This is a genomic window from Neorhizobium sp. T6_25 (assembly GCF_002968555.1).
Lineage (GTDB): Bacteria > Pseudomonadota > Alphaproteobacteria > Rhizobiales > Rhizobiaceae > Neorhizobium.
Genome location: NZ_PVBL01000018.1, coordinates 95,412 through 118,703 on the forward strand (window position 1 = coordinate 95,412; position 23,292 = coordinate 118,703).

24 protein-coding genes are annotated in these 23,292 nt (G+C 57.0%); 4 read left to right on the forward strand and 20 right to left on the reverse strand.

The genetic code is table 11. The features are described 5' to 3' along the window. Positions 1-9: 9 nt before the first annotated feature. The 7 genes from C5L10_RS22145 to C5L10_RS22175 form a co-directional block, all read right to left on the reverse strand. Positions 10-594, reverse strand: coding sequence for a hypothetical protein (locus C5L10_RS22145; RefSeq protein ID WP_092990741.1), 585 nt, complete (start codon positions 592-594; stop codon positions 10-12). Positions 595-645: 51 nt separating this feature from the next. Then, positions 646-969 (reverse strand): hypothetical protein, encoded by a 324-nt coding sequence (locus tag C5L10_RS22150; protein ID WP_092990740.1) that lies wholly within the window; start codon positions 967-969, stop codon positions 646-648. Between the two features lie 34 nt (positions 970-1,003). Further along, positions 1,004-1,780 (reverse strand): molybdopterin-binding protein, encoded by a 777-nt coding sequence (locus tag C5L10_RS22155; RefSeq protein ID WP_092990739.1) that lies wholly within the window; start codon positions 1,778-1,780, stop codon positions 1,004-1,006. Then, positions 1,777-2,628 carry a cytochrome b/b6 domain-containing protein gene (locus C5L10_RS22160; RefSeq protein ID WP_092990738.1) on the reverse strand — a complete coding sequence of 284 codons (852 nt, stop codon included), beginning with the start codon at positions 2,626-2,628 and terminating at the stop codon, positions 1,777-1,779. The genes C5L10_RS22155 and C5L10_RS22160 overlap by 4 nt, the downstream gene beginning before the upstream one ends. 109 nt (positions 2,629-2,737) lie before the next feature. After that, a complete protein-coding gene (locus C5L10_RS22165; protein ID WP_105431418.1) occupies positions 2,738-3,364 on the reverse strand; it encodes a hypothetical protein in 627 nt (208 codons plus the stop codon). Between the two features lie 66 nt (positions 3,365-3,430). After that, complete coding sequence (locus C5L10_RS22170) at positions 3,431-4,021, reverse strand: TetR/AcrR family transcriptional regulator (protein ID WP_105431419.1); 591 nt, start codon at positions 4,019-4,021, stop codon at positions 3,431-3,433. Between the two features lie 54 nt (positions 4,022-4,075). After that, on the reverse strand, positions 4,076-4,903 hold the full coding sequence (locus C5L10_RS22175; protein WP_035201380.1) for an oxidoreductase: 828 nt from the start codon (positions 4,901-4,903) through the stop codon (positions 4,076-4,078). 76 nt (positions 4,904-4,979) lie between these two features. On the opposite strand from C5L10_RS22175, the gene C5L10_RS22180 reads away from it, so the two are divergent. Beyond that, positions 4,980-5,906, forward strand: coding sequence for an AraC family transcriptional regulator N-terminal domain-containing protein (locus C5L10_RS22180; RefSeq protein WP_371411970.1), 927 nt, complete (start codon positions 4,980-4,982; stop codon positions 5,904-5,906). Between the two features lie 70 nt (positions 5,907-5,976). Here the strand turns inward: C5L10_RS22180 and C5L10_RS22185 are convergent, their stop codons facing one another. The 5 genes from C5L10_RS22185 to C5L10_RS22205 form a co-directional block, all read right to left on the reverse strand. Further along, positions 5,977-6,666 (reverse strand): aspartate/glutamate racemase family protein, encoded by a 690-nt coding sequence (locus C5L10_RS22185; protein WP_105431420.1) that lies wholly within the window; start codon positions 6,664-6,666, stop codon positions 5,977-5,979. Positions 6,667-6,847: 181 nt separating this feature from the next. Then, positions 6,848-7,603: an SDR family oxidoreductase gene (locus tag C5L10_RS22190; RefSeq protein WP_092990734.1), complete on the reverse strand. Its 756-nt coding sequence runs from the start codon at positions 7,601-7,603 to the stop codon at positions 6,848-6,850. 128 nt (positions 7,604-7,731) lie between these two features. Next, positions 7,732-9,150 carry an MFS transporter gene (locus tag C5L10_RS22195; RefSeq protein WP_092990733.1) on the reverse strand — a complete coding sequence of 473 codons (1,419 nt, stop codon included), beginning with the start codon at positions 9,148-9,150 and terminating at the stop codon, positions 7,732-7,734. Positions 9,151-9,230: 80 nt separating this feature from the next. Continuing rightward, positions 9,231-9,764 carry a TetR/AcrR family transcriptional regulator gene (locus C5L10_RS22200; protein ID WP_105431421.1) on the reverse strand — a complete coding sequence of 178 codons (534 nt, stop codon included), beginning with the start codon at positions 9,762-9,764 and terminating at the stop codon, positions 9,231-9,233. Between the two features lie 159 nt (positions 9,765-9,923). Then, entirely contained in the window at positions 9,924-10,304 is a 381-nt protein-coding gene (locus C5L10_RS22205; protein WP_105431422.1) for a helix-turn-helix domain-containing protein, read from the reverse strand. A 46-nt stretch (positions 10,305-10,350) separates the two neighbouring features. On the opposite strand from C5L10_RS22205, the gene C5L10_RS22210 reads away from it, so the two are divergent. Further along, entirely contained in the window at positions 10,351-11,160 is an 810-nt protein-coding gene (locus tag C5L10_RS22210) for an SDR family NAD(P)-dependent oxidoreductase (RefSeq protein WP_105431423.1), read from the forward strand. A gap of 44 nt (positions 11,161-11,204) precedes the next feature. Here the strand turns inward: C5L10_RS22210 and C5L10_RS22215 are convergent, their stop codons facing one another. From C5L10_RS22215 to C5L10_RS22225, 3 genes are all read right to left on the reverse strand, one after another. Next, complete coding sequence (locus C5L10_RS22215) at positions 11,205-12,191, reverse strand: alpha/beta hydrolase (RefSeq protein WP_105431424.1); 987 nt, start codon at positions 12,189-12,191, stop codon at positions 11,205-11,207. 194 nt (positions 12,192-12,385) lie between these two features. After that, on the reverse strand, positions 12,386-13,042 hold the full coding sequence (locus tag C5L10_RS22220; RefSeq protein WP_092990772.1) for an NrsF family protein: 657 nt from the start codon (positions 13,040-13,042) through the stop codon (positions 12,386-12,388). Further along, positions 13,035-13,574, reverse strand: coding sequence for a sigma-70 family RNA polymerase sigma factor (locus C5L10_RS22225; protein ID WP_245448108.1), 540 nt, complete (start codon positions 13,572-13,574; stop codon positions 13,035-13,037). Before C5L10_RS22225 ends, C5L10_RS22220 begins: the two co-directional genes overlap by 8 nt. 191 nt (positions 13,575-13,765) lie before the next feature. Between C5L10_RS22225 and C5L10_RS22230 the strand changes: the two genes are divergently transcribed. Beyond that, complete coding sequence (locus C5L10_RS22230) at positions 13,766-14,542, forward strand: alpha/beta fold hydrolase (RefSeq protein ID WP_105431426.1); 777 nt, start codon at positions 13,766-13,768, stop codon at positions 14,540-14,542. A 311-nt stretch (positions 14,543-14,853) separates the two neighbouring features. Here the strand turns inward: C5L10_RS22230 and C5L10_RS22235 are convergent, their stop codons facing one another. The 3 genes from C5L10_RS22235 to C5L10_RS22245 form a co-directional block, all read right to left on the reverse strand. Then, positions 14,854-16,116 carry a type II toxin-antitoxin system HipA family toxin gene (locus tag C5L10_RS22235; RefSeq protein ID WP_092990774.1) on the reverse strand — a complete coding sequence of 421 codons (1,263 nt, stop codon included), beginning with the start codon at positions 16,114-16,116 and terminating at the stop codon, positions 14,854-14,856. Further along, positions 16,113-16,340, reverse strand: coding sequence for a helix-turn-helix domain-containing protein (locus C5L10_RS22240; protein WP_062590678.1), 228 nt, complete (start codon positions 16,338-16,340; stop codon positions 16,113-16,115). Before C5L10_RS22240 ends, C5L10_RS22235 begins: the two co-directional genes overlap by 4 nt. Positions 16,341-16,489: 149 nt before the next feature. After that, positions 16,490-17,401: an HNH endonuclease gene (locus C5L10_RS22245; protein ID WP_092990775.1), complete on the reverse strand. Its 912-nt coding sequence runs from the start codon at positions 17,399-17,401 to the stop codon at positions 16,490-16,492. Between the two features lie 159 nt (positions 17,402-17,560). Between C5L10_RS22245 and C5L10_RS22250 the strand changes: the two genes are divergently transcribed. Further along, on the forward strand, positions 17,561-19,909 hold the full coding sequence (locus C5L10_RS22250; RefSeq protein WP_105431427.1) for a hypothetical protein: 2,349 nt from the start codon (positions 17,561-17,563) through the stop codon (positions 19,907-19,909). Positions 19,910-20,558: 649 nt separating this feature from the next. Here the strand turns inward: C5L10_RS22250 and C5L10_RS22255 are convergent. Further along, positions 20,559-21,962 carry a hypothetical protein gene (locus tag C5L10_RS22255; RefSeq protein WP_105431428.1) on the reverse strand — a complete coding sequence of 468 codons (1,404 nt, stop codon included), beginning with the start codon at positions 21,960-21,962 and terminating at the stop codon, positions 20,559-20,561. Further along, complete coding sequence (locus C5L10_RS22260) at positions 21,955-23,280, reverse strand: hypothetical protein (RefSeq protein WP_105431429.1); 1,326 nt, start codon at positions 23,278-23,280, stop codon at positions 21,955-21,957. The genes C5L10_RS22255 and C5L10_RS22260 overlap by 8 nt, the downstream gene beginning before the upstream one ends. Between the last annotated feature and the right edge of the window lie 12 nt (positions 23,281-23,292).

Sequence of the window (23,292 nt, forward strand, 5' to 3'; positions counted from 1 at the left end):
CCGCAAAGCTTACGAGACAGGATGCATACCGCGACGCGAAAGGGCTATGCTCAGCCATATTGCCGACACCAGGAAATAAAACGCCCCGACCCCCGCATATCCGGCGACTGTGGAAATTGAAGGCTCCTGGGGCATTTGTGCTTGAAAGATAAAGAGACCGCCCGCTAATGCGGATTGGCCACCGCTCAAAATCATCGCCCACTGGCCGCCACTTGTTTTCCAACGTCGGACGGCAGTCCCAAGCTGCAGCAGCCCGGAAAAGATGGCCCATAGGCCGAAGGCGCCGAGAACCCAGTTCATGCTCATTGTCAGCGCCAAGATCACGGCAATCGTCATGATAGAACTTGCTGTGACGTTGATCATCTGGCTCCGGTTGACGGCAAAGCCACCGCTCCTGGCGGCATCAACGACGTTAGCGGCAGCATCCCAAGCCGGGTAGATAATCAGCAGTACGGCAGCAAGTGCGAAGGAATGCTGTCCGAGAGTCAACGCAGCCGCGACCCACAGCACCGAGAAGGCCGCCCGGATAAAATAATACTGCTTGAGCCACTGGTCGTTGTCGCGTGTGGCGCGGGAGGTCCGATTGTTCGACATTATTTTCTTCCACTTCCTGAATTGGTTTATGGATGGTTTGCGCAAGCGTCGTCAGACGAAGCCGACATGCTTGCCGAACGGCGTGTTCTCGTCCCATTCAGTACGTCCGATCCGCTCGCTTTCGCCGGAAAGTTTCCCGACTTCGGAAATACCAAAGTCCCGCGGTTCGTCTTGGGAATGAGCCTTTGCCTCGCCGGACTTCTCGCTCTCCAAGCGCATGCGCTTCTCGAACGCCTCGTTGATCGCCCCTTGCCGCTTTGCGACCCATCTGCCGTCAGGATCGGTTAAGATCGAACTAGTCTGGTTGATCTCGACCTGCCGTGACGACGCGACCGCGGGAATCGGCATCACTTCCTGAATTCTGCGTCTAGTCATGAACTATGATCCTTTGATTTACCGGGCGAACGCCTTAGATGCCGGCGTACCATTCGTACCCGCGATCTTCCCAATAGCCGCCGTTGCCGCCCCACAGGCCGGCGAAGCTGTCGACCAGCTCAATGCGCATGATGTACTTCGCCTGTTTGTAACCGAGCTGCCGCTCGACCCTCAGACGCAAGGGGGCGCCATGGCCAACGCTGAGATCCTGGCCGTTCATCTGGTAGGCAAGGATGGTTTGCGGATGAACCGCGTCGATGAGATCAATGCTCTCATAGTAGCGGCCGCTTCCATCGAGCGTCTTTTCGAGCTCGTCTGCACAATGCAGCACGACATAGCGCGCCGTGGGCTTGAGTCCGGTCAGATGCAGCAGGCTGCCGAGCGGAACTCCTGTCCATTTGCCGATCGCACTCCAGCCTTCGACACAGTCATGGCGCGTGATCTGCGTCCGGGACGGAAGCACCCTCAGATCGGCAAGCGAAAATTCTCGAGGTTGATCAACAAGACCGTCGATCTTCAGCCGCCAGTTTGCAAACTTGCCTTCCAGCAGTTCCGCATATTCCTCGCTATCGGGAACACTCGTTCCATTGACGCGAAACGATGGAGAAATGTCCTTCTCATCGAACTCGCGCGCCAGAGCATCGCGCCCCTGAAGCAGTCTTTGGGCCTTCATGGTCAATTGCTCGGCCGAACGAAGGATATTGGCGACGTCTGCGTTTTGGTCCAGCAGATCACATCCGGAAAGAGTCAGAGCACTGGCGCCCAGGCTGCTGCCAATCAGGAATCTGCGGCGAGTGAGAAACGTGCTCATGCGTTCGGTCCTTCCTCGTGGATAGCGTAACGTCCGGTGACCATCGAGCGGATGTTGTTCCAGGTCCCCGACAACACGACCATCGCCACATGCACGATGACGAAGATGACGAGCGCCGACGCTGTGATGAAGTGGATGGTACGCGCGGACTGGCGTCCGCCGAAGATATCGACCAGGGCGGGGAGAGCGGCGTCGATTCCGGGTGACATCGTGAGCCCGGTCAGCACCATCAGAGGCAGCAGAATGACAACCACTGCAAGGTAGGCCAGCTTCTGAAGGGCATTGTAGCGCTTGGCCTCCTCCCCTTTCGGAAAGCGCAGCCGAGCATGGTCGAGGACTTCACGGCCGAGGTGGCTCGGTGAGAGCTCATGCGCCGTTGGGGCGAGGTCGCGCCTGAAATGGCCGCTCAGCAAGCTGAAGCCGAAATAGACGATGCCATTGATCACAAACAGCCAGGCGAAAAAGAAGTGCCAGCGACGACCGGCCGCAAGATCCTGAAACGACGGGATCGTCGCCCAGGACGGGAAAGCGCGTGCAGTCGGCTCCCCATCAACCTCGGAAACACCAAGCATACCGGTCGTCGGTATCTGTACCCCCACAACACGCACGAAACCGCTTGGCCCGGCCGCATCATCGGCACCGATCGTCAAGACAGCAGGATCACCGTCGGCGCCATAATGGCCCCAGTAGAGCTCGGGATGGGCGTTGAAGATCTGCAGACCGCTCAACAGAAGAAAGCTCAGGCAGAGCACGTTTAGCCAATGCGTGAGCCGGGTCACGACGGAGTGGCGGCGGATAAAGATCGTCCGAGGATATTGAACATTGTCATTGGAAGCGTCTGCGCTCATCTCAGCGTCTTTCATCTGTGCATTTAACGGCTGCAGACCAAGCAGCGTCGATCTGTAGTCGCTGGCCGAAGCAGTAAGGCGGCTGCTCCGGCCAGTGACGGCGTGGTCTTCACATGGGGGGAACCACGCCATTCTTGCCGACGACCACCTGGTGGGCGATCGGGCCTGTTGCAGCCTTTTCGGCGGTGATAAAGACAACGGCGCCGGGAATGAGATCATCCTTGGTGGCGGCGGCAATGGTCACGACAGGCGTTCCATCCGGAATGGCGATCTTCTTTTCCTTGCCATGATAGGTAACGGTGACCGTCCGGCCATCGACCCCTCTGACGGCATCTGCGACAGTCGCATTGGTCATGCTGCTGTCGGGCTTCAGATCCCAGCCGTAGCTGCCTTCGCCAAGGCCTTTCATTGCCGGCGGGAAAATGAGGACCTCAAGCGCGCCATCGCCACCATCGGCTTTTGGCAAGGATGCGATACCCACAAAATCGCCCGGCTTGATGTCGGTTACATTGGCATCCGCGACGCCTGCCACCTTCCAGTCGTCGGCAAGCGCCACATCGATTGTCTCGCCTTCGCGCGTCTTCACTTTGAGCTCTGAACCCTGGTAGTCGACGATGCTGCCGCGCACATGGATCGGCGCGGCTTTCTTATCTTCAGCAGATGCGGGTGTTGAAAAGACGGTTACAGAAAAGACGCTGGCCAGCCCGAGGGCCAAAGCGGGGAAAGCATTTTTCATTTTTATCTTCCTACTAGTTGGTAGTTTCGAGGGATGTAATTTACCTGGGGTCTTGGCACCCTAGGGTTAGTGAGGGACGGTAGGGGTAAGACGGGCGAGAGCTGGTGCAAGTATCGTCGAAAACACCTCCGGTTTCCCGTAGGCTCTCGCCGAGAGCATCGCGCCATACACCGTTGCTAGAAATGCTTCGGCTTCAACGTGCGGTTCGCTTGTGAGATTGAGCGCTCCACTTTTGCTTCCACGCTCCATCACCTTCGTCAGCCATGATGAAATAAAGCGAAAGAACTTCGTCACCTCGGTTGCAACTTCCGGCGGAAGAGATGGCAATTCACTGGCCAGCAAAGCGCATATGCAATATGGCCTGCTCGCATCTTCAATGCATTTCGACCAATGGTTTGCATAAACCTTGAGCGTGTCTAGTGCGTCCGGCACGTTCTGCTCAAGCGTAACGATGCTCGCCTCGCCATCTTCCCGGTAACGCTTGACCAGTTCACGCACCAGATCGGCCTTACTCGGGAAATGATGGTGGATACTGGCTTTGCGAATCCCGACCATTTCGGAGATATCTGCATAGCTGAAGCTATTGTAGCCCCCGCTCATCAAAAGACTGCGCGCGGAGGCCAGGATGTCGTCGGAAGTGGTCGAAAGATTGCTCATGTGAGCCTTCTACCTTCTAGTAGGCAGGACGTCAAGAGCAATCCATCTTTTTGTTTAGCCGTCCGTCGAAATTGTGAGAGCTTTCCAAGCGTCGAGTTCTTGTTGCAAACGCTCGATCCGCGCTGTCACATGCCTGAGGGCATCGCTGCCGAGGAGGAGCTGCGGCGGGGGATTGTCCGATCCGATGAGAGTAAGCACCGCTGCGGCCAGCTTTTGGGGGTCACCGAGCTGCTTGCCGCTCGCGGCCTGGCGCGCCTCGCGAATCGGATCGAAGAGGCTATCGTAATCCGCGATTGACCTCTCCGTCCGGATCATGGAACGTCCCGCCCAGTCCGTGCGAAATGAGCCGGGGCAAAGCGTTGTCACGTGAACTCCGAACGGCGCCATTTCCGAGCGCATGACCTCGGAAATGCCTTGAAGAGCAAACTTGCTGCCGCAGTAATAAGCGATGCCGGGCATGGTGATCATCCCGCCCATCGACGTGACATTGACGACAAAGCCACGGCGGCGCTCGCGGAACCTCGGAAGAAACGCCTTAGCCACGGCGACGGCGCCGAACACGTTCACGTCGAACTGACGGCGCATCTCTTCGATTGGCGATTCCTCAAGAACGCCCTCATGACCGTACCCGGCATTGTTGATCAGCACATCGACCGGCCCGTGTTCGTCCTGGACTTGTCGGACGACGTCCGGGATGCGGTCGAATTCGGTGACGTCGCAAAGAACCGGGTGTAGCGTCGGAAGAGTGTCCGCCAAGGCTTTGCGCGAGGCCTCAGAGCGGATGGTGCCGATAACCTTGTGACCGGCGTCAATAGCGGCAGTGGCGATCGCCAACCCGAAACCCGAACTTACACCCGTTATGAAAAACGTTTTGCTCGACATTTTCGAAACTCCTTGATTTATACATGTTGACAGATAATCTGATGGCTCTCTTAGCTCGATTGCGAATCCTCTCGATATTTTGCCAAATCCTATGATTTATGAAGAACCGTCCGTTGGCCATGACCGGCTTGTCGCCCTGGCGGGGCAACTTGCTCCTCGTCTCGGCTACAATCAGACGGCAATCGGTTGTGTCCGTATCCTGCGCACTGAAGCAGTCCTCAACGACGTGCCGGTTCTCTATAAGCCGGGGGCAGTCTTCGTATTACAGGGAAGCAAGTACGGCATCTTGGATGGGGAAGCCTACCTTTACGATGAGGATCACTATCTTGCCGTTTCGGTACCCGTTCCCTTCAGGATGACTTCCAGAGCCAGTCAGCAGAGGCCGTTGCTGGCGATCTATCTCGAGTTCGACATGCAGGTGGCGGCAGAAATCGCCATGCAGGTCGAACAACATGCAGGTTCTCCGAGCGCCACGCCGAAAGGGCTATTCTCCAGCAGGATGGACCGCAGCATCCAGGACGTGCTGCTACGCCTGGTCAAGGCGCTCCAAAGCCCGGCCGAGGTCGCTGTGATCGGAAGCTCCATCCTGCGCGAATTGCACTACCGCGTCATGGTCGGCCCGCAAGGCGGCGCGATGATCGCGGCCCTTCAGCGAAAGGGGACGTCTGGAAAACTGGTCGAAAGCGTAGCGTGGCTGCGCGAGAACTATGGTTCTGACATCACTGTCGCGGATCTTGCCAAAAGCGTGGGCATGAGCGTCCCTTCGTACCACGTTCATTTCAAAAACCTGACCGGCTCAAGTCCGATGCAATACGTAAAGGCGATGCGACTCCACGAGGCGAGACTCATGATTGCGCGCCAGAGCGGGACCATTGCTGCCGTGGCTGCATCGGTCGGTTATGTCAGTCCCGCTCAATTCAGCCGCGATTTCAGACGGCATTTCGGGCGTACGGCATCGGAAGAGGTGAAATGGGTCCAACAGCACCTTGGAGAACAGGTTTAACCCCATTCGCCAAGACCTGAACCCAGAGCGCCTCGTACGAGATATCCGCCGAGCCACAACCGGCAGCACATCAATCCAGTGCCGCCCTAAGAGCCGCTTCACAGTGAATGAGGGTCGTATCGAAGACAGGGACGGCGACATTATCCTGGTCCAACAGCATGCCCACCTCCGTGCAACCAAGGATAAGACAGTCGCAGCCTCGATCGATCAGTCGCTGCGCAATCAATTCGTACGTCGAACGGCTTGCATTGGTTACGACATCGCAACACAGCTCGTCGTAGATGATGCGATGAGTCTCCGCTCGATCTCCGGCTTCAGGAATTGTCGGCAACAGTCCCCGGGCAGCCAGGCGGTCGGTATAGAAGTTATGCTCCATCGTGAAGGCGGTCGCCATCAGGCCCGGCTTGCGAAAGCCGCCGTCGAGGATCGCCGTCGCCGTGGCGTCCGCGATGTGTACGAACGGGATCGACACCCCGGCCAGGATCCTGTCCGCCACCTTGTGCATGGTGTTCGTCGCCAGGATGAGGAGCTCGGCGCCACCACGCTCCAAAGCAATGGCTTTCTCATTCAGGATATCTGCCGCCGCTTCCCAATTGGAAGACACCTGCAACCTTTCGATTTCATCAAAGTCGACGGATCGTATGAGAAGCTCAGGAGAATGAAGTCCTCCCAGGGTCTCGCGGGTGAGCCGGCAGAGTTCACGATAGTAAATCTGCGTCGAGGCGGCGGACATTCCGCCAAGTATGCCGATGGTCTTCAAATGCTTTCTCCGGTTCCATCTGTTTCAGGTTCGCGCAAAAGTATGCATCCAGGGCGGAGGCGCGAAATCCCAAGGCTAGCGGTTCTAAGGCGTGTATACTCCATGTTTCTCCACCTTTTTTCGGTGCCGTTGAACAGAACGCGGTGCTCGAAGCGTACGGTCCGCCGCCTCGCGCCAATACTCAGGCGCTTATGCCGCCATCGACAAGAATACCCGAGCCGGTGATGTAGGCTGCACCTGGACCAGCGAGGAACGCAACGGCCTCTGCCACTTCCCTGGTTCTGCCGTACCGGGCGATCGACAGTTTTGGCAGGATGGCAGGCGCGAGAGCACCGTCGGAAGGGTTCATCTCAGTGTCGATCGGCCCCGGTCGGACCAGATTGACGGTAATCTCCCTCGGACCCAGTTCACGCGCCAGACCGCGCGTGAAGCTTTCCAGCGCTGATTTGGTCGCCGCATAAACCGCGATTCCTGCAAATGGCACCGCCAGGCCTGCATTGCTTCCGGTGCTGATGATACGGCCGCCATTCGGGATGTGTTTCAGCGCTGCCTGAGTGATCAGAAACACGCCGCGAACATTGACGTTCAGTTGCAGATCTATTTCCTCCAGTGGCTGTACCGCGAAATCTCCTGCGAAGAGGACGCCGGCATTGTTAACCAGAATGTCGAGGCCGCCAAGTTCAGCGACGGTCCGCTCGACGGTAGCCGTCGCGGCGGCCGTGCTTGCTGCATCGGCCTGAATGGCCACAGCTTTGCGGCCCATAGTTCTGATCTCGGCGGCGAGAGCTTCGGCTTTTTCGGCCGACTTCTCATAGGTGATCGCAACGTCGGCACCATCTTTAGCCAGCTTCAGCGCGATAGCCGCGCCGATCCCGCGTGCTGCACCGGTAACAAGCGCGCTCTTACTCGAAAGAGGAAGATCATGGATGTTGTTCATGGCGGTTTTCTCCGAAATAGTTCTGTTTCAAGCTGTAGAGAATGGTCCTCTTGTGGGGACCGACGTGGAGGCGGGAATGATCAAGCCGTCAATGCAGGGTTGGTCATTGAGCCCGTCAATGCGCGTGCTCATCGGCGCACCGCGTTGTTCGACGGAAGGCCGGCGGAAAGCCATCCTGCGACGAGAAGACAGAGTGCGATTGCGACTGCTGCCAGACTATATGCCCGGCCGATGGATCTGGCATCGGTTGCAGACCCCAAAATCAAGAAGAACAACCCGCCAATGAGTGCAACCGCGAATGCGCCGCCAATCTGAAGTGTGGAATTGATGAGGCCGGAGGCCAGTCCCGATTGCGGTCTGGCGACGCGCTGCACGACGCTCTTCAAAAGGTTTGGAAGCGCGATCCCCTGCCCCGCTCCAATGAGAAAGAGCGCTAGAGAAAGAAACTGGGCATAATCACTTGAGATCAGGGCGGCCGTTGCAAACAGGCCGCCGGCTTGCAGCCCCATGCCAATGGCAGCGGAGTATCTTCCAAAGAAGCGGAGGACGCGCTCGCTTGCAAAAGGGCCAAGGACAAAACCGGCTGCGGCAGGCAGGATGGCCAGCCCGGCTTCAAATGGCGTGCGGCCAAGGCCGCTCTGTTGATAAACCGAGAATACGAGCCAGAATGCCGCCAGAGAGTAGAAGAAGAAGGCAGCTGTCAACCCGCGCTTCAACCCCGAGACGTTCAGCAGGCTTGGTTCAAGGATAGGATTTCCGCCCGCTGTCTCGACGTATCGCTCATACCGCCAGAACAAGACGAAAAGCAGTGGTGAAGCACAGAGCATTAGAAGCAACCAGATTGACCACCCCTGCTCCCGGCCCTCGATCAGCGGCGCGATCAGGGCAGAAAGTGCGAGCGCGACCAGCAAGGCTCCGCCCAAATCCAGCTTGCTTGGGTGTTCCGAGCGGGTTTCGCGCAACATGAAGGAGGCCAGCGGCGCAGCGATCGCGATCACCGGGAGGTTGATCAGGAAAATGGCCCTCCATCCGAGACCGAAGATATTCAGTGCGATTAGCGCTCCGCCGAGAAACAGACCAACCATCGATGCCACCCCAAAAGTCAGGGCATAAAAGCTGAGGGCTTTTGATTTTTCGTGGTCTGGGAAAATCGCATTGATGGAAGCCAAGGCTTGCGGTGCCATAATTGCCGCTGCAAACCCCTGAATGATACGGCCGGCGACCAACGCGGCTGGAGACCAGGCAAACCCGCATAAGGCAGATGCGGCTGCAAACCCGATCATCCCAACCAAAAAGACATTTCGTCTACCATAGAGATCTCCAAGCCTGCCGCCAGTGATCAGCATCACAGCATAGGTGGTGGCGTAACCGGAGATAATCAGCTGCATCGTTGACGCAGAGGCTCTGAAATCCGCCCGGATCGAGGGCAGCGCCACATTGACGATGAAGAAGTCAAGCGGTGGCAAAAAGGCGCCGGTCAAAAGGATGATCAGTGCAATCCATCGACGTGGATCGAGTTTGTCATCGGGATTGCTCGTGTCTCTCATAAGTGTCTCCACATCGACCAAAAAATCGATCGAAGGTTTGCAATGTTAAAAATTTGGAACCTATTGGTTCCAAATTGAAGTCAGCCAAGCGCCTTTAGCGCCAGTTCGACCATGGCCCTCGTCTCAGCGCGATCCGCTCCTGCTTTGGCAAGGACCCGCATGCCCTGAATCTGACACACGAGGAACCTGGCAAGCGTTCGTTCATCCAGCTCGGGATCGATTTCGCCCAAGGCCTGCGCTCTTATTATCGCCGCCGCATAAAGATCTTGCAGCCGCCGGAACAGCCGGGAAATACGTGGTGCGACCTCTTTATCCTCTGGAAGCATTTCGACGGCTGCAAAGACGACAAAGCAGCCACGCAAACCTTCCGGCCCGGATGCTTGATCCACTTGTTGCGAGAAAGCGTCTCGAATTGCTGCTTTGGGCGACGGATTGGAATGCAGCGTTTCACCGATCGAGCGAACGGCGTCCTCGATGTAAGCGTCGAGGGCGCGCAGATAGATGCCTCTCTTGTCGACGAAAGCCTTATAAAAGCTGCCTCTGGAAAGTTCCATGCCCTCAAGCAAGTCGGGAAGGGATGCATCGTGATATCCACGATTCCAAAATACGTGCATTGCTTTTCGAACTACTTCATCGAGTTCGAATTCTCGAGGGCGACCAACGGACGCGGATATTTGAGTGCGCTTGACCATGGCAAATATATGGAACCATTCGGTCCACAATACAAGCGATATTTTCGGGATGATGCGCCAAGCGTTCGGCACCCAGGTTAGTTAGCGACGCCGATCGACGGGATAATCCCGAGAGAATTCCCGGACCGCCATCAAAATCGGCATAAGCCCGCGGCCTGCTGAACTCAGCGAGTATTCAACTCGAGGAGGCTGCTCTTGAAAGTCGTGCCGGATTATGAGGCCGTCAATTTCCAGCTCCCTGAGATGTTGCGTTAGCATCTTCTGGGATATCCCAGGTATGTCTCTCATGAACTGCGATGCCCGCAATGATGGTTCGGCGAACAATCGGAAAAGGATCGGCAGTTTCCAACGTCCTGTGATCATCCGAAGCACCCTGCTGACATGAGAGACAGAACCGTCGGCTCCGAGGCATGTCGCCCTGTCCTCGACAGGCACTTTAAAGTGCGTAATTGCCTGTTTCATCGACGAACCTCATATCTGCCGGAGACGATAACACGGATCAAATATCATGGACTTACAACTCCAAAACAAGGTTGCGCTGGTCACGGGAAGCAGCAAGGGGATTGGCGAGGGTGTGGCCAGAGGCCTCGCGAAGGAAGGGGCAACCGTTCTTGTCCACGGTCGCGACAGAATGAAAACGGAGGAAGTCGCGCATGACATCATATCCTCTGGAGGTCGGGCATTCGCGGTAGTCGGTGACCTGACAGTGTCGGATCAGGTTGACCGTCTTGTTAGGGATTCCAAGGCTACAGCAGGGTCGATCGACATCCTGATCAATAATGCCGGCGGATCTGGCCCGGCAGAGGATTGGACCTCAACGAACTCTGAGACATGGGCGGCTGTCTATGACAGGAACGTGCTCGCATCTGTGAGGATCATCTCGCTCGTTCTGCCCGCAATGAAAGCGTCGCGGTGGGGTCGGATCATAAACATCTCAAGCTTGGCGGCCCTGATGCCGCCTGCAAGTCGACCGGACTACTCTGCCGCCAAAGCAGCCATGATCGCGATGACGGCGTCGCTCGCAAAAGACGTTGCTGCACACGGCATCACCGCAAACACCGTGTCGCCTGGAACGGTGCATAGCATCAGTTTGGATACCACATTTCGTAAGAAAGCCATTGAGAGGGGCGTGGCCATCGACGCCGCCTGGAATGACGTAGAGAGAGAAATCCTGCCAATGTTTGCTGAGGTGCCCCTAGGAAGGGTTGGAACCCTCGAGGAGATTGCGGATGCGATTACATTTCTCTCGAGCCCCCGTGCCGGCTATATCACAGGAGCAAACCTCCGACTTGACGGCGGAATGTGGCCAGGGCTGTAGCAGGACAACAGAGGAGCTGCGTCAAACCTGTCTGGTTCCCCGCCTCAGTTCCAGCTTGCCATGACGAACCGGTGGATCTCCGCTTCGAGTTCCTGGTCTTCCGGCGTCCCACCCATCAAGCCACCATGGGGCATGGCTTCAAAGACGTGCAATTCTGTTTCCACGCCAGCTTTTCGCAAGGCTCGATGCATCCTCACCGTGTTCGATAGGAACAGGTCACGCGTGCCGGTCTGGAGAAATGTCGGCGGGAAGCCCCGCAGATCGCCAAAGAGTGGCGATAGATAGGGATTGGAAAGATCTGCACCACCAGCGTAGAGCAGGTTGCTTGATCTAAGCGGGCGAGGCAGAACCAGATCAAGCATCTGGTTTGTTTGGAAACTGTCGCCCGATTCGGTGAGGTCAACCTGTGGAGAGAGCAAGACTAATCTGCCGGGCATTGGCATGCCTTCATCTCTCGCCCGTAGCAGCATGGCAGTCGCGAGATTGCCGCCTGCCGATCTCCCCAGGATGACCACCTTCTCGGGAGAATGACCGTTCAACACATGACGGTACGTGGCCAAGCAGTCATCAAGAGCGACCGGATAGGGATGCTCGGGCGGCATCCGGTAATCGACGCCGTAGCATCGAACGGCATGCTGGTGAGCTTGGCGTCTCGCACTGACGCGACAGGCCTCTCCGCCTCCGAACACCAATGCGCCGCCATGCAGGTCGATGAGTGCGCTACGCTCATGAAACGATCTGTGCGGCGTCGCGACATGGATCGTTGCTTGTTCGACTACAATTGTCTCGACTGTGGACTGCAAACTCCCTGCAAGATCTTTTGCCGCGGCGGCGTAATGCGCATCTACTGCGGCTTTGATCGCCATCCAGCCTGAAAAATCCTCTGGGGACGGCATTTCATACCGCGCGTTGATCGGGCTGCCGTCCTCGTCTACCAGGCGTGACAGCGACGCCTGGGCTTCTACGCTAATGGATTGTGGGGGATAAATTGTTCGTGCAGGTGTGGTTACGCTGCGTGTGAAATTGCTCATTTTTTCTTGCTCTGTCATTGGTCGAAAATCGACATCTTTACCCCTACCTCGGAATATCGGTCTGGCTTATCAAATTACGATCATCTGCACGCGACACGACATCGCATGGAATTGATGCCGATGTCCGGGGCTCCTTCTTTGCCGTATCCCAGAAATGTGTGGGGGACGTTGCATCCATTGCCGACCTCAGCCAGCTACCACCTCAACAATCTTGGGCCAGTAGCCGCTCCCAACGCAGTCACGAACGCGATAGCAACCGAATACCATATTGCGACGAAGGCAGCGCCATCGTTGAGACAAGCGATCGTATAGGCAAGGGCACCGACGGAACCTGCGAGCAAACCCGCGACAGCGCCTGCTCGGCCAAGCCGCGTAGGCGTTCCTGCCCGCATGGCAGCAAGAAAAGCAGCCAACGCAGGAATGGAAGCCATAATGATGATGCCTGCACAACTTGACACCGAATAAGTGTGAACCCCAAGCAATGGAAAGCCGCTCCGGTCGAGCAATGCTCCGGCAAGCAGGAACGCTACGCCTGGAGCAAGACACAGCAACGCACGAAGCGCCCGGCCCGGTCGTACCACGGTCCTAGCGAGCTGAAACGCGCCAGCTGCGATAAGCGCCACGCCGATGACTTTGAACTGGAACGTCCAGGTCGGCAAGATCCGCGCGAGATCTGAACGCGCCCCGGCAATCAGCAGAACCACGCCAGTTGCCGCCAAGATCGAAAAGACCATGGCAGCGGCAAGGACAATGGAGAGACTGGGTGTTGCCGACGATCGTTTTCCTGCCTGCGTTGCCAATCCCTTGATCAGATCGTCGGTCCGCCCCGTCAGCCGTTGGGTGTCATCCATGGTCGAAGCCTTTTCTCCGCGCGGCAACCATCAGTTTCTTTAAGGAGCGATGGAACGCGACCCGCACCGCCCCTTCACTTGATCCGAGCCGTTCTGCCGCATCTTTGGTCGATGCGCCCTGAAGACCGATGGCGCGGACAGCAGCCTGTTCGCCACGAGGCAGGGCAGAAATGAGTTTCTCGACATCTGCCGGATTGCGCTCCGGATCGAACGCCTCCGAAGAAAAGATGCCAGCCCATTCCTCCTCGGTCAGATCAATGCGCACGCGTGCATCCCGTCCTAGGCGCCGGCTTGCATCAATGATCTTGTAGCGCGCAATTGCATTCAGCCAGGGAAGCAGAGCCCTCTGCGTATCCCATTGATTGCGACGGGAGTGAACGGCGATCAACACCTCCTGGACGACATCCTCTACCTCTGCGAGACTGAAGCGCATGCGCCGCAGATGTGCTTCGACGATCCTGCGCACCGAAGACGCGAAGTCCCGAAGAAAGGCTTCATAGGCAGCACTATCTCCAGTACGTTCGGCCCGCATCGCTTTCGCCCATCTGTCTTCCCGTGTGTCCATGCATCCGTAACTTCGTTGGACGAGACCTGTTATTACGTGGCATTTCGAAAATATTCCGATTTTGCCCAACGATCACATAATCGTGACAGTGTAATATCGAGGACTCGGCATCGAAAGACTCCCCCGAAGCATGTGCTTTATCACGAAAGGAGTCCCGGATGATCATGAACAGACGCAAATTTTCAACTGCATTGCTTGCCGGTGCGGCGGCATCGCTAGTTTCAACCAACAGCATGGCCGCACCAGCGATTGCCCGCCCACAAAAGACCCGCAACATCGTCTTCGTCCACGGGCTTTTCGCCGATGGCTCCTGCTGGAGCGAGGTCATATCCAGGCTACAGCCCAAAGGTCTGAATATCACGTCGGTCCAGAACCCTCTGACCACCCTACCCGAGTCGATTGCGGCTGCCGAGCGCGTGCTGGCGCGGCAGGACGGCCCAACCGTCCTTGTCGGGCACTCATTCGGCGGAATGGTCGTAACGCAGGCAGGTATGCATCCGCATGTGTCCGCTGTCGTATATATCGCAGCCCGTGCCCCAGATGCGAACGAGGACTTCGCCGCATTGGCCAAGACTTATCCTACACCTCCCGCATCTGCCGGTATTGTTTTCGACGGCGAGGAAGGCAGGCTAACCGAGAGGGCGTTCCTTGAGGACTTCGCCGGCGATATCCCAAGGGCTCGTGCCGAAGTGCTTTACGCAACGCAGTATCCGTTCCGGAAGGCACTACTCTCAGGCAAAGTTACCGAAGCCGCTTGGCGCCACAAGCCCAGCTATTATGCGGTGTCGAGCGAGGACCGCACGATCAACCCGGATCTGCAGCGCTTTCTCGCCAAACGCATGGACGCAAAGGCAATCGAAATAAAAGCCAGCCATCTCTCGCTGATCTCGCACCCGGGCGAGGTCGCGGAGCTTATCCTGGAAGCTGCAGGCTAGAAAGCCTAATCTGATACGCGAAAGCCAGACAGTCAGACACCGCTGGGTGAACTCCCCTAAGCCTGCGCTAATCGTCCAGTGGCCTTTTTGCAAAGCGGATGGTTTCCAGGCAACCAAGCGAGCAGGCAATCGAGAGAGGACGACAGCCAAGACTGGGGGTGTCGTTCTTTCTCCGAGCTGTTAGCCGATGAATATATGTTTGCCAGGTTGTTCGGATTTATCTCTCAAGGAATTTAGCTCTTGAACGGATTCGAACCCGCGGCCCGTTGGTCGAAGGACAAAGCGCTAGATATCCGCGACCATTCAAACACTTAAGATACCTGCTGCGTGACTCTCTGCAATGAACCAGCCCGGCTTGAGATGACCTTGCGAATTGCGCTCAGGATGGGATGATTGATCCCCTCGTCTGCCAACTCTGCAAGAAGGATATCAGCCTCGCTCACAATCCTTTCCGCCATTTGGGCAAGGTCGCGAACAAGGATGCGCTGAGAAGATTTGGTTTCGGGCACAAGTGTCGCCCAATGCTTCAGCTGGATCGTGTCGGGCACATCGCGGCCGCCAATCTTCATGGCGAGCCTCTTTGACAAGCGAGGATAAACGGCCGTGCAAACGACATCGTAGATCGGTGCCAGATCCGGTTCATCGGAGCCATAAAGCAGGGCGTAGTTCTTGCCGTGGGCATCGGCGTTGCCGACGAGATAATGGAAGATCAGCATGCGGATGAATTGCAACCGATCCGCGACAGGTCTAGCGCAGGCCTGGTCGATCAGCCCGAGAGCATGTCCTGTCCCCGGTCCGCCCTCGGCCTCATACTTCAGCTCCGGCGGGACGCTAAGGGCCTGGCAAAAGTCTTCCTGGTGTAAGCGCTCAATGATACCGTCTGCAGCTTTCGTCCGATCATAACGCTCAACCAGGAGAAAGGCAGTCGCCCGGGCTAGGCGTATCTCGACATGGGGTACCGGCAGCTTGAGGCGAGCAGCCAGCCGCATACAAAAATACTCGTTCTCCACCGTGCCTTCCAAAGCCTGGATGACTGGTTTCAAGATATGGGTCGTTGGTCTGCCGTCTTTTGCCAAGGCAATGGAATCTCCATCGACAATGACCGCCAGTTTATCCTGCGCGCCGGCGAGCGATAGGCGAATGCCCTCGTCTCCGCCAAGCAAAGGCCGGGTCCGCAGCCTGCTGAGAATTTCATCCAGACGTTCCGAAGTGAGAATTTCGGCTTGGGACTGGCCGGGAGGTTCGGGCACCGTGCCGGTCGGATAGAGTGACAAGGCACCTGCGCATTCGCCCCCGATAACTTCCAGTAGTCCGAAGGCATTGCCTGCCGAAAGGCCGAGCGCCCCAGCGAGGCGTTGCCGCGCGCCTTCGTCAGGCAAGAGACCGGAGAAAAACGGGCGCACCACCTGATCACCGAAGGCTTCTTCCTGCAGGGGCATCGAGAACGAGATCGCACGCGATCGTTGGTCCAGGAGATACGCGCCATCGTAGGCAAAAGTCAGCAGGCCGTCGTCAAGCCGGCCGAGTACGCCCGCCTTGGTGTCGCGAAAATAGACGTCCAATACCCGGGTCATGATCGCGGGCCCTGGCGACGCCCGACCGAAACAAGAAGGCCAAGACCGGCCAAGACTTGCATCGCACGGCCAATCTGGCAGCTCTCTTTGCCGGCCTCGAGTTCACGCAGAAAACGTACCCCCACACCAATCACCCCGGCGAGTTGCTCCTGGGTTAACCCTTGCTGTTTGCGCTCCTGACGGATTAGCATGCCGAGGCTTTTCGTATCTTTGATCTTTTCCATAATCACCCCTATCGGGATGATTATATCATCAGATGGTGCAAAAGGAAGACAAAAGAACCGATCGGGATGATTTTAGGATTACTGGCGCCAACTGACTGAAATAGAACCGATCGGGATGAATCCACATCACCGCAGGACTACCCAAATGTTTACTGCTTGAAACAGTTCTCACGGTGCCATCTCAGGAACTGGGGATGTGGCCTCTCGAAAACCCTGCTAGGCACGATCGCCTTCCCGGTCTTGTTGAGGAGTCCTTGAATGCTGTCAGGATCATTCGCCTGACGCGATATCAGGATATCAAGATCGTCCGAAAGGCCAATCAGACCGCGGTCAAACATCCAGTGTGCGGTGCCCGAAAGAGCAATTCCGTTGGAAAGAATGTCAGGCCCGCTCGCTTCCACCGGCCGGATATGTGCGGCGTCGACCTCTGCCCGGCCACCACCGTTGATGAGCTTCAATCCCGTGATGGCGCATCGTTTGTCATAAGCGTGAAGAACGAGGCGGCGAAACAGCCGATTTCGAACGATCCGCGACGAGAGTTGCGTAACCCGGTCGCGCTCCTGCTCGAACATGAACGGCGCTTGAGCTTCATCTGCAAATCCATCGACCGCATGCGTCACCCCCGGCTCATCCAGCCGAGGCAGTTCAGGCTCATGCTCGTCTATGCCAATAGATACGATGCGGTTGAAATCTGCTGCGGATATCGGCCGGACTGCGGCCTGTGCTCTGCCCGAAATGCGGCCCTCTTCATTCAGCACGCCTCGCTCTATGACACCGTCTGGTCCGCTGAACGGAACGGGATTGATGAAGTCGAGATAGCTGCCTTGTTCGATCAGCGCCAGATACATGCCGGGGGCCTTCGGATCAGGAATAACCCGTTCAACCTTGGCGACAGCAAAATAGCCGCGGGTCGCTGCGACTTTCCGAGGCTCGTAGTAGACGATCCAGTCACCTACACAGGCCTGGACACGACCGAGATACTGACCCGGGAACTGGTATTGTTCAGCCGGGCTATCGTCGTAAATCGAATCTGACCGGTGAATGAAAACCCCGAATCCCATCTGCAACCTTTAGCATGAGGCTCATGATGCTTCATTTGAAATCTGGGAACCTGAGCCTAGCCCCAAAAGCTCGCCGCTGCGGCAATACCATTTGTTAAACGTCCACTCCTATTCCCGCCCGCCCTCGACACCGGTATTCGAGAGATATGGAATAAGAGCATGGCAACACACGATCTTTCAATTCATCACTTTCAACGAAAAATCTCGGATTTCTGCGAGGTGCGCATCGCGCCAATCGCCTCACAGCGAGTTCTGGAAAGCATTCGGCCCTATCTCGTTGGTCTTGTCATCCACCGCCGGCCACCACCGATCGTTAGTGGCCGTATGGATTGGACGGCCATTGGCGAGGCATGCGGGATCGAAAACCAATTGTCAGCCGATTTGAAGAAGGCGCTCCGTCCGGGACTGGACGCGATTATCCGCTGGCTCGGAGAACCGCCTGCCGCCGATGACATACAGTCGACGAAAACACGCACGAAATCGCGCAATACCGTTCGGCGCAAGGTGGAAACTGCGACGCGTTCCAGACCGCGACAGATCCTCTCCGACAAGACCCCGGCTACCTCTTCGTCAGTGCAGAGGGGACCACAACCGAAACCAATTAGTCCATTCCCTGAGCCATTGTTTGAGGCGACCGATGATCCGGCGAGCTTTAACGATGCGCTCGTTTATCACATGCGCCGGTTCGGCGAGAGCTACTGGCAACTCTACCGCGCCGTCGTTCGCCTGGGCGAGACGTTCGATGACAAGACTTTGCTGTCGTGGGTTCAGGGCGAGCGCGTGCCGCGATCTTTGACGAGCTTCGAGATCCTGTCCCGTATAGAGCGGCGCTACCGACTGGGACAGGGGTATTTCAAAGGGAAGCTGCCGCACCAATCCCGCTCCCTATACGGCCATGATATGGGCGACATCAGCGCTGCGGAGCGGCGACGACTTGCATGGCATCTTCCGGATAATTTCAGCAGCTTGCCGTTCTCCAAGCGGGAGGAAATCATCGAATGGGTGCGCCGGTTCATCATCTCGGGCTCAACCGACTATCGTCGCTACCAGGCGGCGGCAATCAAACAGCGTTATGCAATTCGGTTTCCAGGCATCACCTATGGCGTAGGCACCCTGTCTCCACGACCACAAATAAACCCGGACAGCACGAGTCACAATCCCGAGGCCTTTGAAGATCCTGATCTCCTGTCCGGCGTCGTCGATGCGCCGCCGCGGTTGGCTATGGAGATGGCCGATCTGATCCGCTTCAAGACATCGACGCTGACCGCAATCGGCTTCCAACGAAATGGAGTTTGGGGAGAGGAAACCGCATCCCAGAAGGTCGAGCATCTCGGCCTCATGTTCGGTGCCCTCGCTGCCTCACCCGCCAGCGTCGTCAAAGGGCGCGGTGTGCCGCTCCGCCAACTAACCTTTGGCCTGTTGATCTTCCCGGGCGTCTGGGACTGGTACCTCCAATGGCGGGAGCAGCGCCGCGGCTTCTACACCAAGTGGGAAGAAGACATGCTGATGGTGGCGCAAGCTCTCACGCGGGCGGAGGTGGGCTGGATCCGCCAGCATCCGGAGCTCCTGAAGAAGGTTCAGCCAATCGAAGGGCTGATCGCGCCGGAGGAGATAGAATTTGCGAGGCGTGACTGGCACGGCGCCTGCGATGCGTTCCACCGGCACGCTGCCAATCGCTCGAAGGAAATCCAGCGTGTCATGCGCGTGCATCGCGATCCGTTCGAGCCGATCATGGTGATCCTTGAGGCAGACAGCCCATTGTCGGAGTACCGCAAGATTACAGATGAAATCCTGAAGCGCATGCCGGATGAAGATCGCTATCCTCGAGCAGCAGCCGAAGCGGTCCGCTCTTTCCTTTTGCTTCGCCTGGGTCTTCATCTTGGGCTTCGACAAAAGAACCTTCGCCAGCTTCGTTTGTGCCCGCGTGGGCATTTTCCGACATCAGAGCGGCGGCTGGAGGATATGAAATGCGGTGAATTGCGCTGGAGCGATCGGGAAAACGGATGGGAGGTCCTCATCCCATCAATCGCCTTCAAGAACTCAGGCTCATCATTCTTCGGACAAAAGCCGTTTCGCCTGATCCTGCCGGATTTGCTCGACCTCTACAAATATCTTGAGGCCTATATCGATCGCCATCGCGGTGTGCTGCTCGGTTCAGCGAAAGATCCCGGCACCTTTTTCGTCAAGACGGTGAAGACGACCAGTCTGGACGCGGCATACGATTCCACCAAATTCTATGAAGCATGGCGGACAGTGATCCAACGCTACGGCATCTACAATCCCTATACCGGCCGCGGAGCCATCAAGGGCCTGCTGCCGCACGGACCGCATAATCTTCGGGATATTCTGGCAACCCATATCCTAAAGCAGACCGGGTCATACGAGCAGGCGAGTTATGCCATCCAGGACACACCGGATGTCGTTCAGCAACACGACGGTCGCTTCCTGCCGCAGGACAAAGCGGCACTTGCGGCGAAAATCCTCAATCAGGTTTGGGAAGCTGCATAGCCACTCGGATGAATGGCTGATCCACATCGCCCATGCAGATGCAAACCAAGCCCCGCATCTGCATGGGCCCTGCCGGTCGTCTCCGCCTTGAACGGATTCGAACCCGCGGCCCCCCAAGCAATCGTACAAATATCTGAATTTTATGTAACGTCGTCCGGCTGCCGCGGGTATTCCGCCTGCCGATACAAATTCACATAATTCCGAGTTATGTGAACTTCGATACCCGCATGGTTATCTCAATTGTTACGAATTGCAATCATCCGGCTCACCTACTCAATGAAAAAGCGCGTTCAATGTCAGGCTTGTACCTCGGCAGCACCTGATCCGTTACAAAGCCCTGAGAAGCAGTGCGGCTACGATTACGGAACAACGACTCGTCGCCCGGATCTACGATTGACGCACTAACTTTCAAGGATCCGGAACCCTGCTTTGTAGTAGCCAAGTAGGGGTCCGGCCCAGTGCCGAGCCGCGCGATTTCAGCGGCTGGCCGGCACCTCTCATCAAATATTAAACATAAAGAGAGAATTTAAATTTTTAACCCATTGGTTTTGCTTGTTTGGTTTTTACGTTCTATAAACCATTTGTATATTCTTCGTGTTTAGATTGCTCATCCAGGTAAGCACCTGGAGGCCATGATGGACTTGGAATATTACACGTCTGCGATAGCGGGACTTCTTCTAGCCGCTGCTGCGCTCGTCACGTCGATACGTATGCTGTTGGTAGAGATGCGGCGCTGGAAGGGCGCCAACAAATCCCAGTCGCCTAAACCTAAAAAAGATGGTATTAGACAGTGATGGCCGCCGCACTCTGTCGCGGATTGACAGGTTATCGTAACCGCGGCAGTGCTTACGGTGGGTCTTGCGCCATATCGGACTCTCGGTACGTGCTTTGGATTGTCGCTCGTTGGCAGTCCGTCGCTCCTAGCTAACCGCCGCCGGCTAAGACTGACTTCCAAGTTTCTGATCGCGTGTGGAAATATTTCTGAAAAGCTCGCCGTTCTCTCGAATGATGAGAGGCCCATCTTGCGGTTGGTGTCTCCCCACCACCTGCCTTTGCCGATTCCGGCGTGGCCGGCCACTTTCGCGAGCTCGATCCCGACGCGATCAAGCATATCTCTCCCATCATGTTCCGGAGTCTCAAACGCCCTGGTCAGCACCTCGAGGAGAGCTTCATCCAACAGCATGCCTCGATGCACCGGCGCTGGATGCGATCGCGTCGCGTGCGCTTCCAAACTCAAGCTTTTCTGATCGAGCGCCATAAGAGTGAGCAGCCAGGCAAGAGCTGTAATCCGGTATTGCGCCAAAATCTGCTCGACGTCAAAACTCTCGCCATCGTTCCGATTGAAGAAGTCGTCGACAGCCAGTTGGACTGTCCAGATATCCGCCTCGAATTTGCGGTGGCGCCGCGCTATGGTCCTCATGTGCTTGTCACTTGCGGCGATTGCCTCATCGACAAAAGCAAGTTGCCCCGATCTTTCCATTTCCTCCAAATGGCCACGGTCGACATGAGCCAGTTCGTGAAGAACGATAAACTCGAGCATCTGAAGGAATATATTGTGGCCGAGTTCTGCCCGGTTGCCCACGATCCCAAGCTGTGCCCAGAACCGCACCATCGCTAGCGGAAGTGTGTCGCCACCGTTGACAGGCTTGTCGATGAATTCTGCATCGGGAAAAACATTGCAGGGGCCGACTGCCATTCCGGCAAGTTCCAGGAGGCGCACTCCAAGCCCGCTGAACAAGCCGATGGCGATCCGACGGCAATGCTGGATCACGACCGCCGTTTGGCGTTCGCTTCGGACGAAGAAGCTCCCAATGTCATCACGCGCGTGGGACGGCCACCCTTCGGACCCGTCCAATTGCCGGAAGAGGTGATGTGCGACCGTCGCAAATGCGTCGGAAATTTCATCGACCAGCGGATCGTCAATGTATGTCTCGACACGACGGGCTTGCAGGTCGGGGATTTTCTCGCCGAAAACCTCCTCCCATGTCGCGGGTTCCGATCTTTGCGATCCGCTACCCTCCCCTATTTTGACGAATTCTTCTCGATCAGGCATTGAGTACCGCAGAGAGAAGCCGCCCCACCGTTGGATTGGCGACGTTGTTGTGGGCATCGACATCCGCGGTTTTGACGACATATCCATCGGCCAGGAAGGTGTTGACCTTGCCCCGCACCGGCTTGAATTCGGTCGTGGAGCCGGTGATGACCTGGTCCGTGCCAAGATGCTGCGGCCCGTTTGCACCCATCGCGCCGAATTTGTCGTCCTTGTCGCCGATCCCCTGAGTCATATCCCGCGAAAGACGCGAGGCCAAAGCGTAGGCGAGCGTGCAAGCAAGATCGTTGTGAGTATGGGTGATCGCGATCGGTCCTCGCGTCTTGCCGACAACGTGGGGGAAGGCGCCAACAAGTCCGGGTGCAAATTCGCCAGCCAGCCCATTGTGCGAGTAGGCGCCCTGCAGCAGCGTTAACGAGAACAGGGACAGCTTTCCGAGGTCGAGGTTTTCATTCGCGGCCGCCGTCACCAGGCGCGCACCGAAACTGTGTCCAACCAGATGAAGATTGACATGAGAGGCCGGCTTGATCTTCGCCAACACCGATTGAGCGAGAGCGACCCCGACGACGCCAGCGCGCTTTTTCATCGTGTAGTAGGTGAGCTGATTGAGAAAGCGCGCAGCGGCAGCGCGCGGCCCGTTGATCAGGCCGCTCAGCGTGGTCGCCAGGCTCTGTGCCGACGCAACATCGTTCGTCAGATTGAGAACGGGCGGCGAGGCGAGCCCTGCAATGGCGTCCTGGGCTGTGGAAGGTTCGCTCCCAGCCTGCGCAATCCCTTCCCCGTCGATAGCCAGTTCCGGATCGGCACCGGTACCATCGAGCTGCAGGAAGCTCGATCCTTCCTTGAGAAGATTGAAGGCCGTCGTCGATGAAAGGCCGCTCGCCACGTCCTCCGCGGCCGCGACGACACCGTCACTGTCGGGGCCGAAGGCTGCTCGAAATTCCGCCAGAATGTCGTTCCATTTCGCTTCGTCGAGATCGGAAACTTCGGCGGCCGCGCCCGCCGCTTGTGTGCCGGACGACGAGGCAACCAGCGTTTCCGCATCGAAGTCAGTTCTGTATGCCTTTGCAGGCCAGGATATGCCGGCGACGACGGTCTTCTTGGTGCGTTGTGCTTCAAGATGCTGGCACGCATGTTCCCAGAGGGCGCCGTAAAGAGCTTGTGCATCGTCCTTGGTATTTTTCCACCCGTGGGACATGATGACCAGGTCGGTCATGTCCGAAGAGAGGAGCGTCTTCAAGTCTGAGACGACCCCGGGTTCGATTACTCCGTTCTTGTCGAAATCCAGCCAGATAAACGGCGACGGCCCCAAAGTCAGCATCTGCTTTCCCCT

What these genes read in the sequence shown, in the direction of transcription:
- C5L10_RS22145 (WP_092990741.1), bottom strand. Translation starts at nt 594, where the DNA reads ATGTCGAACAATCGGACCTCCCGCGCCACACGCGACAACGACCAGTGG.
- C5L10_RS22150 (WP_092990740.1), bottom strand. Translation starts at nt 969, where the DNA reads ATGACTAGACGCAGAATTCAGGAAGTGATGCCGATTCCCGCGGTCGCG.
- C5L10_RS22155 (WP_092990739.1), bottom strand. Translation starts at nt 1,780, where the DNA reads ATGAGCACGTTTCTCACTCGCCGCAGATTCCTGATTGGCAGCAGCCTG.
- C5L10_RS22160 (WP_092990738.1), bottom strand. Translation starts at nt 2,628, where the DNA reads ATGAGCGCAGACGCTTCCAATGACAATGTTCAATATCCTCGGACGATC.
- C5L10_RS22165 (WP_105431418.1), bottom strand. Translation starts at nt 3,364, where the DNA reads ATGAAAAATGCTTTCCCCGCTTTGGCCCTCGGGCTGGCCAGCGTCTTT.
- C5L10_RS22170 (WP_105431419.1), bottom strand. Translation starts at nt 4,021, where the DNA reads ATGAGCAATCTTTCGACCACTTCCGACGACATCCTGGCCTCCGCGCGC.
- C5L10_RS22175 (WP_035201380.1), bottom strand. Translation starts at nt 4,903, where the DNA reads ATGTCGAGCAAAACGTTTTTCATAACGGGTGTAAGTTCGGGTTTCGGG.
- C5L10_RS22190 (WP_092990734.1), bottom strand. Translation starts at nt 7,603, where the DNA reads ATGAACAACATCCATGATCTTCCTCTTTCGAGTAAGAGCGCGCTTGTT.
- C5L10_RS22195 (WP_092990733.1), bottom strand. Translation starts at nt 9,150, where the DNA reads ATGAGAGACACGAGCAATCCCGATGACAAACTCGATCCACGTCGATGG.
- C5L10_RS22200 (WP_105431421.1), bottom strand. Translation starts at nt 9,764, where the DNA reads ATGCACGTATTTTGGAATCGTGGATATCACGATGCATCCCTTCCCGAC.
- C5L10_RS22205 (WP_105431422.1), bottom strand. Translation starts at nt 10,304, where the DNA reads ATGAAACAGGCAATTACGCACTTTAAAGTGCCTGTCGAGGACAGGGCG.
- C5L10_RS22210 (WP_105431423.1), top strand. Translation starts at nt 10,351, where the DNA reads ATGGACTTACAACTCCAAAACAAGGTTGCGCTGGTCACGGGAAGCAGC.
- C5L10_RS22215 (WP_105431424.1), bottom strand. Translation starts at nt 12,191, where the DNA reads ATGAGCAATTTCACACGCAGCGTAACCACACCTGCACGAACAATTTAT.
- C5L10_RS22220 (WP_092990772.1), bottom strand. Translation starts at nt 13,042, where the DNA reads ATGGATGACACCCAACGGCTGACGGGGCGGACCGACGATCTGATCAAG.
- C5L10_RS22225 (WP_245448108.1), bottom strand. Translation starts at nt 13,574, where the DNA reads ATGCGGGCCGAACGTACTGGAGATAGTGCTGCCTATGAAGCCTTTCTT.
- C5L10_RS22230 (WP_105431426.1), top strand. Translation starts at nt 13,766, where the DNA reads ATGATCATGAACAGACGCAAATTTTCAACTGCATTGCTTGCCGGTGCG.
- C5L10_RS22235 (WP_092990774.1), bottom strand. Translation starts at nt 16,116, where the DNA reads ATGACCCGGGTATTGGACGTCTATTTTCGCGACACCAAGGCGGGCGTA.
- C5L10_RS22240 (WP_062590678.1), bottom strand. Translation starts at nt 16,340, where the DNA reads ATGGAAAAGATCAAAGATACGAAAAGCCTCGGCATGCTAATCCGTCAG.
- C5L10_RS22245 (WP_092990775.1), bottom strand. Translation starts at nt 17,401, where the DNA reads ATGGGATTCGGGGTTTTCATTCACCGGTCAGATTCGATTTACGACGAT.
- C5L10_RS22250 (WP_105431427.1), top strand. Translation starts at nt 17,561, where the DNA reads ATGGCAACACACGATCTTTCAATTCATCACTTTCAACGAAAAATCTCG.
- C5L10_RS22255 (WP_105431428.1), bottom strand. Translation starts at nt 21,962, where the DNA reads ATGCCTGATCGAGAAGAATTCGTCAAAATAGGGGAGGGTAGCGGATCG.
- C5L10_RS22260 (WP_105431429.1), bottom strand. Translation starts at nt 23,280, where the DNA reads ATGCTGACTTTGGGGCCGTCGCCGTTTATCTGGCTGGATTTCGACAAG.